10 protein-coding genes are annotated in these 13,192 nt (G+C 70.3%); 4 read left to right on the top strand and 6 right to left on the bottom strand.

Annotated elements, in window-relative coordinates; genetic code table 11:
* The first annotated feature begins 37 nt into the window (after positions 1 to 37).
* A complete protein-coding gene (locus GF068_RS15550; protein WP_153820173.1) occupies positions 38 to 799 on the top strand; it encodes a class I SAM-dependent methyltransferase in 762 nt (253 codons plus the stop codon).
* Between the two features lie 251 nt (positions 800 to 1,050).
* The gene (locus GF068_RS15545; protein WP_153820172.1) at positions 1,051 to 1,686 is read left to right on the top strand and encodes a hypothetical protein; all 636 of its coding nucleotides are present in this window, start codon (positions 1,051 to 1,053) and stop codon (positions 1,684 to 1,686) included.
* A 10-nt stretch (positions 1,687 to 1,696) separates the two neighbouring features.
* On the opposite strand, the gene GF068_RS15540 is transcribed toward GF068_RS15545, so the two are convergent.
* The 3 genes from GF068_RS15540 to pyk form a co-directional block, all read right to left on the bottom strand.
* Positions 1,697 to 2,743, bottom strand: a complete 1,047-nt coding sequence (locus GF068_RS15540; protein WP_153820171.1) for a selenoprotein S family protein — start codon at positions 2,741 to 2,743, stop codon at positions 1,697 to 1,699.
* An 87-nt stretch (positions 2,744 to 2,830) separates the two neighbouring features.
* Positions 2,831 to 4,795, bottom strand: coding sequence for a serine/threonine protein kinase (locus GF068_RS15535; protein WP_153820170.1), 1,965 nt, complete (start codon positions 4,793 to 4,795; stop codon positions 2,831 to 2,833).
* A complete protein-coding gene (pyk, locus tag GF068_RS15530; protein WP_338046406.1) occupies positions 4,792 to 6,213 on the bottom strand; it encodes a pyruvate kinase in 1,422 nt (473 codons plus the stop codon). Before pyk ends, GF068_RS15535 begins: the two co-directional genes overlap by 4 nt.
* A 172-nt stretch (positions 6,214 to 6,385) precedes the next feature.
* Between pyk and lysA the strand changes: the two genes are divergently transcribed.
* Complete coding sequence (gene lysA / locus GF068_RS15525; RefSeq protein ID WP_170319502.1) at positions 6,386 to 7,672, top strand: diaminopimelate decarboxylase; 1,287 nt, start codon at positions 6,386 to 6,388, stop codon at positions 7,670 to 7,672.
* A 103-nt stretch (positions 7,673 to 7,775) separates the two neighbouring features.
* Here the strand turns inward: lysA and pnp are convergent, their stop codons facing one another.
* Positions 7,776 to 10,049 (bottom strand): polyribonucleotide nucleotidyltransferase, encoded by a 2,274-nt coding sequence (pnp, locus tag GF068_RS15520; RefSeq protein WP_153820167.1) that lies wholly within the window; start codon positions 10,047 to 10,049, stop codon positions 7,776 to 7,778.
* Positions 10,050 to 10,446: 397 nt separating this feature from the next.
* Positions 10,447 to 10,713: a 30S ribosomal protein S15 gene (gene rpsO, locus GF068_RS15515; RefSeq protein ID WP_153820166.1), complete on the bottom strand. Its 267-nt coding sequence runs from the start codon at positions 10,711 to 10,713 to the stop codon at positions 10,447 to 10,449.
* Positions 10,714 to 10,999: 286 nt separating this feature from the next.
* Between rpsO and GF068_RS15510 the strand changes: the two genes are divergently transcribed.
* The gene (locus GF068_RS15510; protein ID WP_170319501.1) at positions 11,000 to 12,613 is read left to right on the top strand and encodes a serine/threonine-protein kinase; all 1,614 of its coding nucleotides are present in this window, start codon (positions 11,000 to 11,002) and stop codon (positions 12,611 to 12,613) included.
* A 6-nt stretch (positions 12,614 to 12,619) separates the two neighbouring features.
* Here the strand turns inward: GF068_RS15510 and ruvX are convergent, their stop codons facing one another.
* A complete protein-coding gene (gene ruvX / locus GF068_RS15505; RefSeq protein WP_153820164.1) occupies positions 12,620 to 13,120 on the bottom strand; it encodes a Holliday junction resolvase RuvX in 501 nt (166 codons plus the stop codon).
* Positions 13,121 to 13,192: the final 72 nt, after the last annotated feature.

Genomic DNA, 13,192 nt, shown 5'->3' with positions numbered 1-13,192 from the left:
CTGCCATCACCCTCGCCTTGGGCTACAACCCGCCCCGATGAACGGCGCGCCTCAAGAAACGCTCCCCGAAGGTGACCACCTCCAAGCGACGCGCGCGTACTACGACGAGTTCGCCGAGCGGTACGAGGACAAGCGCGACGGCCGCGACACCTCCGGCTACCACGACCTCGTCGACGACCTCGAGATCACCTTCCTGCGCCGCTTCGCCGAGGGCCGCGACGTGCTCGAGGTCGGCTGCGGCACGGGGCTCTTGCTCCGGCGCATCGCGCAGTTCGCGAAGACGGCGCGTGGCGTCGACCTCTCGCCCGGCATGCTCGAAAAGGCGCGCGCGCGTGGCCTCGACGTCACCGTCGGCAGCGCGACCGACCTCCCCTTCCCCGACGCGAGCTTCGACGTCGCCTGCGCCTTCAAGGTGCTGCCGCACGTCCGCGAGATGGAGCGCGCGATCGCCGAGATGGTCCGCGTGGTTCGTCCGGGCGGCACCGTCCTCGCCGAGCTCTACAACCCCGTCAGCCTGCGTGGCCTCGTGAAGCGCTTCCTCCCGGCCGGCGCGATCAGCACGCGCACGAAGGAAGACGCCGTCTACACCCGCTTCGTGAGCCCCTGGAACGCGAGCCGCCTCTACCCTGCCGGCGTCCGCGTCCGCGCCTCGCGTGGCGTCCGCATCGTCACGCCCGCGGCCGCCGTGATGCGCGTGCCCCTCGTCCGCGGCGCCCTCGTCCGCGCCGAGCGCGCGCTCTGCGACTCGCCGCTCCGCCACCTCGGCGGCTTCTGGATCGTCGCGCTCGAGAAGCTCTGAAAGCCAAGGACCTACGTCAGCGCACCGCCCCTGTCCCGCCCCGGGCGACCCTTCGTGACGGTGGTCCCTCGTCGTTGTTGTTTCGGTCGGAAATCACTGATATTTTTTCGTGTCGTGTCTTGGAAGGTTTCGCGCATCGGGTCCCGAGGTCCCCGCCCCCCGGCGGCGATGTTGGCCCCACCGCGAGCTAGAGCGATACTGCACGTTGCAGGGCCCCCTCCGAGCGCCCGTCGTCGTTGAAAGGACCCGCAATGCCTCCTTCGTCGTCCACGAGCTCGATCCCGACCCTCCTCACCGGCGCGGACAACGACCGCGGCGCCCTCATCGGCGCGCTCGCGTTCGTCGAGGGTGTGGGGATCGGGGCCATGGGGGCGCGGGAGCTCAAGACCTGGATCGAGGAGTACCTCGTGCGCGCCGGACGCATGCAGCGGCCCGTCCAGGTCACCGAGCCCATGGCCGGCACGCTCTTGCTCGACACGCTGAACACCGTGGGCGCGCCGCCTTCGGCCACGAAGGCGCTGCTCGATCGGATCCTCGGCCGCGCGCGCTCGCGCGTCGTCTTCACGCTCCGCGGCCTCATCACCGATCCGCCCGAGGACGGCTTCCTCGAGACCGCCACGAAGAGCGGACGCGTGCAGCCGCTCGGGATCGGCACCAAGGTGTCGTGGATCGCGCGGCCGCAGAAGGAAGACTCGCTGAGCGACGTCGTCCTCAGCCTCTTCGCCGCGGACATCCTCTCGAACCGCAACCTGTACGATCAGAACCTCTGCGTCTGCGACACGTGCGGCCGCGTCTCGTTCCGCGCGAAGATGATGTCGCGCACCGGCTGCCGCGAGCACAACGAGGGCCCCGCGGGCGTGAGGCCGACGAGCAGCCGCATCACGTGATCCGGAAAGGTTAGAACGCGCCGATCGCGCCCACGGAAAACCCGTCCGGCGTCACCGCGACCGTCGGCACGACGCGCAGCGCGGGGCGCGGCGGGAGCGGGCGCTTCTCGATCGTCACCTTCTGCGGCACGAACGCGATCTGCGCCTGCACGATGCCCGCCACCGTGAGCCCGGCCCAGAGGCCAAACGCGACCTGGTTGATGACGAGCGTGATCTGCTGGCGCCGCACGAGCTCCGCGCGCTCGGCGCCCGTCGCGATCGTCTGGTCGAAGCTCGCGTAGTAGTTGAACACCTGCGACGCGGCGATCGACGACGCGCCCGTGAACGCCTGCGTGATCGCGAAGGTCCAGCCGAGCTTCTTGTTCCCGTTCTGGAACTGGCCGATGCCGAACGGCATCGCCGCGACGAGGCGCGAGTTCTGCACGATGACCTGCCGCTCGGAGGCCGCCTTCACGAGCGACTCGACCCAGCGTTTTTCCTCTTCCTTCGCCTTCTGCTCGGCGATGCGCCGCTGCCGATCCTCCTCGGCGCGCTTCTGCGCCGCGGCGTCGAGCTCCTCCCGCAGCCGCGCGCGCACGAGGGTGAAACGATCAACGACCTCCTGCGGCAAGACCGCAGGATCGGGCGCGTAGGTCGGGTTCTGCCGGAGGATCGTGGCGATCTCCGCCTCGGCCTCGTCGTACCGCTTGAGCGCCACGAGCGAGGCCGCGAGCAGCGTGCGCGCGCGCTGGATGAGGTCCGCGTCCGTGAGGCGGCAAGGCGCGGCGCCGCTCGTCGCTTCGGGCTCACAAGGCTCCTGCGCCGGGTCGAGCATGGCCGCGAAGCGGGAGGCCGCCTCGTCGTACTCCGCCGCGTCGAAGCGCGTCTTGCCGAGCTCGAACTGCTGCATGTCGTCCGCGCGGGCCGAGCGACACACGGAGAGCAACACGAGGACGATCGCAGGCGCGATCGCCCGCGGCACGAACGACGCGCGCCCGGAGGCCCTGGGGCCGCGGCGGTCCCGCCCGAACCGGAGCCCGCCGGGCAGAGCCCGCTGCAGACGAGGTCGCGCCGTCATTCCTCGTAACCGAGTAACCGAGGCACCCTTCTACCGGAATTTGGCGCGCCGTGGGACGCTATCCGCGAGCTCCCGCCTCCACGCGCGTCACCGCGCCGCCCAGGGTACGACGTTGTGCTCACCGGCGCGCAGACTGACGTTGCGCCGGAACGGCTCCTCGCCCGGCGCCGTGAACTGGCACTTGCCGTCGTAGGTGGCCTCGTTGAGCTGCACCTTCTGGTTGGCACCTGGAAAAAGCGTCAACTTGATGTCCGAGCACACCACCTGCGCGTTGGCCGGTGAGGGGCCGAGCGAGACGGTGGCGGGCTGCGGCGTGAGCCGGACGCGGAAGCGCTGCACGTCCTCGGGGTCGCTCTCGGGCGGCGGCTCGACCACGAAGGTGCCCTCGAAGGTGTTGCAACACTTCGAATCCTTCACCCGGGCGGAGACGGCGTGCGGGCCGGGATCGAGCTTGAACGTCCGGGAAAAATGCTTCTCCTCCTTGCCGTCGAGGACGAGCGTCGCGCCCGGGGGGCTCACGAGGAAGACGACCTTGCGCTTCTCCGGCGTCGCCGTCGGAGGCGCCGTGATGGCCGAGGCCGAGGCCGTGCTCGGGCCGATCGGGAGCTTGATGCGGATGCTACGCGGCACATCGGCGGAGCTCTGGGTCGGCGGAGCCGTGAGCGGATGCGCGGGCTCCGCGGACACGTCGGGCAGGACGGCCGGGTTCTGGGGGATCTGCGCGAGGGCCTTCGGTCCTTCGGTCTTCGGACCCGCGTCGGGCTCGATCGCGGCCGCTGGCTTGCGCAAGCGCGCGACGCCGAAGGCCACGAGGCCAAGCGCGACGGCGACCGCGACGATGCCGGCCCCCCTGCGCACGAGCTTCTGCCGCTCCGCGCTCGCCGAGAGGCTCGTGACGCGCTTGAGGATCGACAGGTCGTGCGGCGCGAGCGCGTGGGCCCGGTTGAAGTCGGCAGCGGCGCCCGTCCGATCACCGGCCTTGCGCGCGGCCTCGCCGCGAACGACGAGGCAAGGCACGAGCCTCGCCGTGAGGGCCTCGACGTAGCCGGCCGGATCCGCGAAGTAGGCCTCGATCTCGCGTCGCGGATCGGTGATGCCGAGGGCCTCGAGCTCGGCGCGGATGAGCTCGCCGAGCTTGCCGGGGCCCGCGACCCGATCGGCCGCGGCGTGCGCGAGCGCGCCGTCGATGATCCGCGCGAAGCGACCGCCGACCGTGGGCCGCTCATGGTCCGCCGGCGGATAGTCGCCCTCGAGCACACGACGCAGGACCTGCGCCGGGTTTTTCCCTTCGAACGGCAGGTGCCCGACGAGGCACTCGTACATGAGCACGCCGAGCGCGAAGACGTCCGTGCGCCCGTCGACCTCGCCCGCTTCGATCTGCTCGGGCGCCATGTGCGCGGGGGATCCGAGCACCTGCCCCGTCGAGGTCACGCCCTGCGCGTCGAGGATCTTGGCGATGCCGAAGTCGGTGAGCTTGATGATCACGCCGAGGCTGCCGGCCCGCGACGTGACCGGCCGCGGCGACGAGCTCGGCGCCTCGGGGACGGGCGTCTCGTCGGCCTTGTCGCCGCGCGAGCGCGCCTCGTTCGCGCGATCGGCGGGCAGCTCGACGAGCACGTTCTCGGGCTTCACGTCGCGGTGCACGATGCCCGAGGCGTGCGCGTGCTCGAGCGCCTCGCAGAGCACGAGGACGATCGACGCGCCGATCTCGGCGGGCATGTCGCGGTGGGCGAGGAGGATCTTGCGCAGCGTGGTGCCGCGGCAGAGCTCGACGACGAGGTAACGCTCGCCGTCCTCCTCGCTGGAGACGTCGAAGACCTCGACGATCCCCGGGTGCCGGAGCTTCGCCGCCGCGCGCGCCTCGGCGACGAACCGCGCGCCGACCTCGGTGTTCTCGCGCAGGTGCTTGTGGATGAGCTTGATGGCGACCTCGCGCCCGAGGCGTTTGTCCCGGGCGCGATAGACCGTCGCCATCCCACCGTGCCCGATCTCCTCGACGAGCTCGTACTTCGCGAGCCTGGGGAGCCCCGGCAGGGCGGAGGGTTCCGTCATTCCACGACCTTCACGCGGATCGAGTTCGTCGAGCCCCGCACGCCGATGGGCGCGCCGAAGATCGCGACGAACTTGTCCCCCGGCGAGACGAAGCCGTTCGCGAGCAGGAGCATGCTCGCCCGATCGACCATCTCGTCCGCGCTCGTGACCTTGTCGATCGGCCAGGGAACGACGCCCCAGAGGAGCGCGAGCCTGCGGCGCGTCGCCGCGTTCGGCGAGAACGCGATGATGGGCACGACGGGCCGATGTTTCGAGGCATAAAGCGCCGACGATCCGCTCTCCGTGAAGGCCACGATGACCCGCGCGCCGATGTCGCGCGCGATGTCGCAGCCGTTGCGCGCCACGGACTCGGGCACGTTCGAGCGCACGCCGGGCACCTCGCTGGAGAGCGGGCGGAAGAACTTGCTCTGCTCGGCCTCCATGATGATGCGGCTCATCACGCGGGCGACGAGCGGCGGGTGCGCGCCCGTCGCCGTCTCCTGCGAGAGCATCACCGCGTCGGTCCCTTCGAAGACCGCCGTCGCCACGTCGCTCGCCTCCGCGCGGGTAGGGCGCGAGTTCGTGACCATCGACTGGAGCATCTCCGTCGCGACGATGACCGGCTTCTGGTGCACGCGCGCGAGGCCGAGGATCTCGCGCTGGATCACGGGGACCCGCTCGGGGTTGAACTCCACGCCGAGATCACCACGCGCGACCATGACCGCGTCCGTCGCCTGGATGATCGACTCGAGGTGCTCCACGGCCGTGGGCGTCTCGATCTTCGCGACGATCGGCGTCGGCCGGCCCCACGCCTCGCAGATGTCACGCACGAGCCGGATGTCTTCGGCCGTGCGCACGAAGGAGAGCGCCACGTAGTCGATGCCGAGCGAGAGGCCGAACGAGAGATCGGCCTTGTCCTTCTCCGTGAGCGCCGCGAGCCGCACGCGCCGCGCCGGCAAGCTCACGCCCACCCGATCGCGGAGCTGCCCGCCCTGCGTGGCCGCGGTGTGCACGCGCCGGCCGTCCACCTTGATCACCGTGAGGACCATGCGGCCGTCGTCGACGAGCACGATGTCGCCCGGCTGCAGGTCCTCGGCGAGGCCCTCGTAGAGGATCGGCATCTCGCCCGGGGCGGCGAACGGCTGCTCCTTCGTGACCTCGACGAGCACGACGTGCGCGTCCGTGGGCACGTCCATCGTGCCACCCTCGAACTTGCCGGCGCGGATCTTGGGACCACAAAGGTCCTGCAGGATCGCCACGGGTTTGTCGCAGGCCTCGGCGGCGGCGCGCACGGCCTGGAACCTGCGCGCGTGCTCGTCGTGCGTGCCGTGGGAAAAATTCAGCCGCGCCACATCCATCCCGGCGCGGATGAGCTGCTCGAGCTGGGGCTCGGACGCAGGGCCTATCGTGCAGACGATCTTCGCGCGACGTACGACCACGGGCGGAGCATGGCACGACGTCCGCGCCGTTGACAGGGGCCTTCCGCCGGGAAGGTCCGTGAGCCGTCCGACCTGGAATGGCCCCTCCTCCCGGGTCGTGGGGACGAGCCCGCTCGACGCCTCGCGCCATGGCGTCTTTACCCGGTGCCAGCCCCGCGCTACCCGAGGGCCCATGCTCGAACGCGACGCGCACGGAGCCGCCACGATGGGTGGTCTCCGCCTCGAGGACCTGCTCGACCTCGGGGCCGACGCCCCGCGCACGCCCGCCTACGTGTACGACGTGGACGCGATCGTGCAGGCCGCCCGGGACCTCGCCGGCGGCTTCGAAGGCGCCCCGCACCTCATCGCCTACGCCGTCAAAGCGAACACGGCGGGCCCCATCGTGCGCGCGCTCGGCGCGGCGGGCTGCGGGGCGGAGGTCGTCTCCGGCGGCGAGCTCGCCGTGGCGCTCGGCGCGGGTTTCCCCGCGGACGTGATCCTGTTCAGCGGCGTCGCCAAGACGAGCCGCGAGATCGATCAGGCGATCGGCGTCGGCGACCGCGGGATCCTCGCCCTGCAGATGGAGAGCGTCGAGGAGATCACGCGCGTCGCGGCCCGCGCGCGGGCGCTCGGCCGCAAGGCGCGCGTGTCCTTCCGCGTGAACCCGAGCGTCGAGGCCGACACGCACGCGCACGTGGCGACGGGGCACGACGAGGCGAAGTTCGGCATCGCGCTCGCCGATCTTCCGGCGGCGTACGAAGCGATCGACAGAGCGGGAGACGCACTCGAGCTCATGGGCATCGGCTGCCACATCGGCTCGCAGCTCACGCGCACGGACGAGTACCTCGAAGGCGCGCGTGTGGTGCTCGACCTCGCGGCCGAGCGCCGCGCGACGGGCAAACCCCTCGCCTACCTCGATTTCGGCGGCGGCTACGGCGTCGACTACGGCGCGGGTTGCCCCGTCACGCCGGCAGATTTCGCGCGCGCGGCCACGCGCCTCGCCGCCGAGCGAGGTTTTGGTGGCACGCGGATCGTCGTCGAGCCGGGCCGCGCGCTCGTCGCGCCCTACGGCGTGCTCTGCGCGAGCGTGGTGATGGCGAAGCGATCCCGCGGCGAACCCTCGCGCCGGTGGCTCATGATCGACGCGGGCATGAACGATCTCGTCCGCCCTGCTCTTTACGGCGCCAAGCACCGCATCGAGCCGATCGACAGGCCTCCGCCCGCGGCCGGCGAGGCGCCGGGTTATCGTGTCGTCGGGCCCGTCTGCGAGAGCTCCGACGACTTCGGCGAGCACCCCTTCGCGGAACTCTTGCCGCGCGCGGTGGTCATCCGCGATGCGGGCGCGTACGGCTTCGTGATGGCGAGCGAGTACAACGGGCGCGGCCTGCCGACGGAGATCTTCCTCGCGGGAGGCCGCGTGGCCGCGATCCACGAATCACGCGACGCCGCGGCCTGGGCCGCGTCCCGCCTCTTCGGCTGACTCGACAAAAACGAAAGGGGCGAGCCCGGAAGGCCCGCCCCTTTGTTTCGGGGTCGAAGGGTTGATCAACGTGCTCGACGTTGATCAACCCGATCCACCTCGACTAGCGACGCTCGCGCGGCGGACGGTCGCCGCGATCACGCGGGGGACGATCACCACGGTCACCACGCGGCGGACGATCGCCGCGGGGGCCGTCGCGTCCCGGCTCGCTGCGGCGCGGGGGGCCTCCTCCCCCTTCGCGCGCTTGATCCATACGCGCCTTCGCCTCCACGCCGGCCTGCCCCTCGGGCAGCGGCAGCACCTCGCGGCGGCTCAGGCGGATTTTGCCCTCGCGGTCGACGCTCACGACCTTCACCTCGACCGTGTCGCCCTCCTTCACCACGTCCTCGACACGCTCGACGCGCGTGTGCGCGAGCTCCGAGATGTGCACGAGGCCGTCGGTGCCGGGGAGGATCTCGACGAACGCGCCGAAGTCCGTGATGCGCTTGACCGTGCCCTTGTAGACCGCGCCGACCTCGGGCTCCGCCGTGAGGCCCTTGATGATGTCGAGCGCCCTCTTCACGGCCTCCGAGTCCGACGACGCCACGTTCACCGTGCCGTCGTCCTCCACGTCGATCGCCACGCCCGTCTGATCGACGATGCCCTTGATGGTCTTGCCGCCGGGGCCGATGATCAGGCGGATCTGGTCGGGCTTGACCTTGATCGTCGTGATACGCGGCGCGTACTGGCTGAGCTCCGGCCGCGGCGCCGGCAGCGCCTCCAGCATCTTGCCGAGGATGTGCAGCCGACCCTCGCGCGCCTGATCGAGCGCCTGCGCCAGGATCGCCCGCGACAGGCCGGCGATCTTGATGTCCATCTGGATCGCCGTCACGCCACGCGCCGTGCCGCAGACCTTGAAGTCCATGTCGCCGAGGTGGTCCTCGTCGCCGAGGATGTCGCTCAGGATCGCGTACTTGTTGTCCTCGGCGATGAGGCCCATCGCGATGCCCGCGACGGCCGACTTGATCGGCACGCCCGCGTCCATGAGCGAGAGGCAACCACCGCAGACGGCCGCCATCGACGACGAGCCGTTCGACTCGAGCGTCTCGCTCACGATGCGGATCGTGTAGGGGAACTGCTCCTGCGCGGGGATCATGCGGGAGAGCGCGCGCTCGGCGAGGGCGCCGTGCCCGATCTCGCGCCGGCCGGGGCCGCGCATCGGCTTCGTCTCGCCCGTCGAGAAGGGCGGGAAGTTGTAGTGGAGGTAGAAGCGCTTCCAGCTCTCCCCCATCAGGCCGTCGATCTTCTGCTCGTCCGTCGAGGTGCCGAGCGTCGTCGTCACGATCGCCTGCGTCTCGCCGCGCTGGAAGAGCGCGCTGCCGTGCACGCGCGGGAGCAGCCCCGCCTCGCACATGATCGGCCGGATCGTCCGCGTGTCGCGGCCGTCGATGCGCTTGCCCTCGTCGAGCACGTAGGTCCGCACGACGTGCGCCTTGCGCTCCTCGAACTCGGCCTTGATGAGCTTCTCGTTCGCGAGGTACTTCTCCGCGCCGAGCTCCGCGAGCAGCGCCTCGCCGAGCTTCTTCTTGAGCGCCGAGTAGCCCTCGTAGCGCGCCTTCTTGTCGGTCACGCGGGTCGCCGACTTCAGGTCGTTGTCGACGAGCTCGGCGACACGCGCCTTGATCGCGTCCTCGAGCTGCGGCGCCGTGAACGACTTCTTCGGCTTGCCCACGGCCTGCCGCACGCGCTCGATGAGGTCGAGCACCGGCTGCGCCGTCTCGTGCGCGAACATGAGCGCGTCGATGAGGTCGCTCTCGGTCGCCTCGGCGGCGCCGCCCTCGACCATCACGATCGCGTCGCGCGAGCAGGCGACGACGAGGTCGATGTCGCACTCCTCGATCTCGGCCGCCGTCGGGTACGCCACGAACTCGCCCGCCTTGCGCCCGACGCGCACGCCGACGATGGGGCCGTTCCACGGGATGTCCGAGATGTGCAGCGCCGCGCTCGCGCCCGTGAGCGCGAGGACGTCGGCCTTGTTCTGCTTGTCGCTCGAGAGGACGGTCGCGATGATCTGCGTGTCCTTCTTGAAGCCCTCGGGGAAGAGCGGGCGGAGCGGGCGGTCCATGATGCGGCAGGCGAGGATCTCCTCGTCGCGCTGGCGCGCCTCGCGCTTGAAGAAGCCGCCGGGGATCTTGCCCGCGGCGTACGTCTTCTCGACGAACTCGCAGGTCAGGGGGAAGAAGTCGAGGCCGGGCCGCTCCTCTTGCGAGACCGCGGTCACGAGGACCATGGTCTCGCCGTAGGTCACGAGGACGGAGCCATGCGCCTGCTTGGCCAGACGGCCGGTCTCGAGCGTGAGGGCTCGGCCGCCGACCATGACGGATTCACGAACGTACATATGTGTCTTGCGCTCTCTCTCGCGGCGCGCGAGCGCGCTCCCGAAGACCAGGAAATCCCGAGCGCAAGGCGGATCTTCTTCCTCGATTCCTGCCCAGGAGCAACGACGCTGCTGGGCACGAAGCGAAGACGAAGACGCTCCGTAGCGCTCACGGCCTCGGGGAACGCCCCCGCGCCCCGTTCTGTTGTCCAAACCGACGTATTTCGGCTCTCTGTGTAGAACTTCCCGCCCACGCCCGCCACTTTTTTCGGCGGACAAACGCCCCGTTCTTCGTGAAACACTTCGATAAAAGGGCAGGACAAAACGAAAAGAGGGCTCGCCCCCTGCCGACACGCGGCGCGGGAGCGAACCCTCTCGTCGTGTTCGCCGGCTCGCCTCGCGGCGGCCTGGCGCTCGCTCACTTGCGGATGTTGAGCCGCTGGATGAGCGTGCGGTAGCGCTCGATGTCGATGCGCTTGATGTAGTCGAGCTGGCGGCGGCGCTGGCTCACGAGCTTGAGGAGGCCACGGCGCGAGTGGTGGTCCTTCTTGTGCGTCTTGAAGTGCTCCGTGAGCTGCGTGATCCGCTCGCTGAGGAGCGCGATCTGCACCTCGGGCGAGCCGGTGTCGCCCTCGTGGGTGCGGAACTTGTCGATGATCGTGGACTTGTGGATCGGATGAAGCATCGGTCTACCGCTCCTCGGCCTCTTCAGCGCTACCGAGCGCCGGATCGGCCAAGCGACGCCCGACGGCGAGCGCGCGCCCGAAGCGGCGCGTGCCCACGTGATCGGGCCGAACGAAAACGGAGGCGGAGTATACGCATCTCGACCGTCCGGTCAACGGACGGCGCCGCCCGATGACGAGCGGGCGAGGGGCGCCGCGGGATTGTCACCCCGGACGCGCCGACTTCCGCTAACCTGCGTCACGATGGCCGGCAACGCTCGGTCCCCCGATCCGGGGGCACCTCCGCTCATGGCTGCGTCCACCGCGTCGCAGCCCTCGATCGTCGTGGGACCCGCGACGACGAACCTCACCGGGATCGGCTCCGCGGCCACCGGGTACGGATCGGCCGACTCGTTCGTCGCAGGCATCGCCGCCGCCGAGCGCGTCTGCCCGACCTGCAACAGCCGCTACCCCGGGGAATACAAGGTCTGCCCCAAGGACGGCAGTCAGCTCGTCGACGAGGTGCAAGACGAGCTCGTCGGCCAGACGCTGCGCGAGTCGTACACCATCGTCCGCGTGATCGGCGAAGGCGGCATGGGCCGCGTCTACGAGGCGCGTCACACGCGGATAGAGTCGAAGCGCTTCGCCATCAAGATGCTCCACCCGGAGTACGCGCGTCAGCCCGACGTGCTCTCCCGGTTCCAGCGCGAGGCCGAGGCGGCCGCGCAGATCAAGAGCCCGTACGTCGTCGATGTGTACGACGTCGATCGCACGGCCGATGGACGTCCGTTCATCGTCGGCGAGCTGCTCGACGGCAAGGAGTTCGCCGACCTGCTCACGCAGATGGGCAAGATGGGCGTGCCGCAGGCGGTGCGGATCGTCCGTCAGGTCTGCAAGGCGCTCGCCGCGGCGCACGCGAAGGGCGTCGTGCACCGCGACATGAAGCCGGAGAACGTCTTCCTCACGGGCGACCTCGCGCGCCCGACGGCGAAGGTGATCGACTTCGGCATCTCGAAGATCGAGGACAACGCCACGGGCAAGGCCCTCACGCGCACGGGCATGATCATGGGCACGCCCTCGTACATGGCGCCCGAGCAAGCGCGTGGTCAACGCGTCGACCATCGCGCCGACATCTACGCCGTGGGCGCGATGCTCTACTGCGCCCTCACGGGCAAGCGCCCCTTCGATCTCGGGGATCCGGCCGCGACGCTCATGGCGGTGCTCTCCGAGGATCCGCCGCGGCCGCGCTCGCTCGAGCCGAGCATCCCCGAAACGCTGGAGATGGTCGTCCAGCGGTCGATGGCCAAAGAGCCGAACGATCGGTACCAGAGCATGGCCGAGCTCGACGCGGATCTCGCGCCGTGGGACACGGACGAGCCGTCCAGCGGGGCGATGATCCCCGTCGATCAGACCGCCACCGGGACCGCGGCGCGGCCCTCGGCCCTCTTCATGAAGCAGCAGCAAGAGGCCACGATGGCGCGGCCGATGCTCGTCTTGATGACGGCCCTCGGCATCTTCTTCGCGCTCGGCGGCCTCATCACGACCGCGGCGTCGATCTTCCGCATCACCCGCGGCGGCAGCGCGACGGCGAACCTCACGGTGTCCGAGTCCGTCCTCCTCCTGCTCCTCATCCCCGTCGCGCTCGCCACCCCGATCATCCTGTTCATCCGCCACATGCGGAAGACGGTCTGGGCCAACACGGTGAAGGCGATCGAGCTGCTCGGGCGGCTCCGTCGCCCCGTGGTCGTGGGCCTGTGCGCCTACGGGTTCGGCTCGATGCTCGTGCGGCTGATCGAGTCCGTGCTGCTCCGGCGCGCGGTCGGCGTCGCGTGGCCGGTCTGGGACGTGCTCCTGCTCGTGATCGCGCTCGTCGCGTCGGTCACGGCGCACGTGATGCTCGACGGCGACAAGAAGGTGGCCTGACGCCTGCTAACGCCGACCGCCCCGCCCGCGCGGCGGAGGGGGCGGCGGCATGGCGAGCGAATCGACGCTGCCGAGCCCCTGGGCCCGGTCCAGGTAGGCCTGGAGCATCACGGCCGCGGCCATGCCGTCGATGACGCCTTTTTGCTTCCGGCCCGAGGTGCCGCCCTCGCGCAGCTTCCGGGCCGCCTCCACCGTCGTCCAGCGCTCGTCGAAGAGCTCCACGGGTATGCCCGTCCCCTGGCCGATCTCCTGCGCGAGGGCCTCCGCGCGCGAGGCCATCAGGCCGTGCTCGCCGGACATGTCGAGCGGCAGGCCGACCAGGAAGAGGCCCACCCCTTCCTCGCGGGCCAGCTCGCCGAGGGCGCGAATCAGCGCCTTTTTGTCGCGACCGTCGAGCGGGGGGCGGGGGTGCGCGAGCAGGCCGAGCTCGTCGGCGATCGCGACGCCCACCCGGGCCTTGCCCAGGTCGAGGGCGCAGATTCGGGGACGCTCGGGACGCTCTGCCATACGGGAGACAAGGGAGGACAGACCCCGTCGTACGTCAAGAGGTCAGGAGCGCTTGACCCTTCTCGGCTCTCC

This window comes from Polyangium spumosum (assembly GCF_009649845.1).
GTDB classification, from domain to species: Bacteria; Myxococcota_A; Polyangia; order Polyangiales; family Polyangiaceae; genus Polyangium; species Polyangium spumosum.
This window is presented reverse-complemented; position numbering and strand designations above follow the sequence as displayed.

Bases quoted from the DNA above. Each gene is read 5' to 3' on its own strand.
- GF068_RS15540 (WP_153820171.1), bottom strand. From the start codon at position 2,743: ATGACGGCGCGACCTCGTCTGCAGCGGGCTCTGCCCGGCGGGCTCCGG.
- GF068_RS15545 (WP_153820172.1), top strand. From the start codon at position 1,051: ATGCCTCCTTCGTCGTCCACGAGCTCGATCCCGACCCTCCTCACCGGC.
- pnp (WP_153820167.1), bottom strand. From the start codon at position 10,049: ATGTACGTTCGTGAATCCGTCATGGTCGGCGGCCGAGCCCTCACGCTC.
- GF068_RS15510 (WP_170319501.1), top strand. From the start codon at position 11,000: ATGGCTGCGTCCACCGCGTCGCAGCCCTCGATCGTCGTGGGACCCGCG.
- rpsO (WP_153820166.1), bottom strand. From the start codon at position 10,713: ATGCTTCATCCGATCCACAAGTCCACGATCATCGACAAGTTCCGCACC.
- ruvX (WP_153820164.1), bottom strand. From the start codon at position 13,120: ATGGCAGAGCGTCCCGAGCGTCCCCGAATCTGCGCCCTCGACCTGGGC.
- GF068_RS15550 (WP_153820173.1), top strand. From the start codon at position 38: ATGAACGGCGCGCCTCAAGAAACGCTCCCCGAAGGTGACCACCTCCAA.
- lysA (WP_170319502.1), top strand. From the start codon at position 6,386: ATGCTCGAACGCGACGCGCACGGAGCCGCCACGATGGGTGGTCTCCGC.
- GF068_RS15535 (WP_153820170.1), bottom strand. From the start codon at position 4,795: ATGACGGAACCCTCCGCCCTGCCGGGGCTCCCCAGGCTCGCGAAGTAC.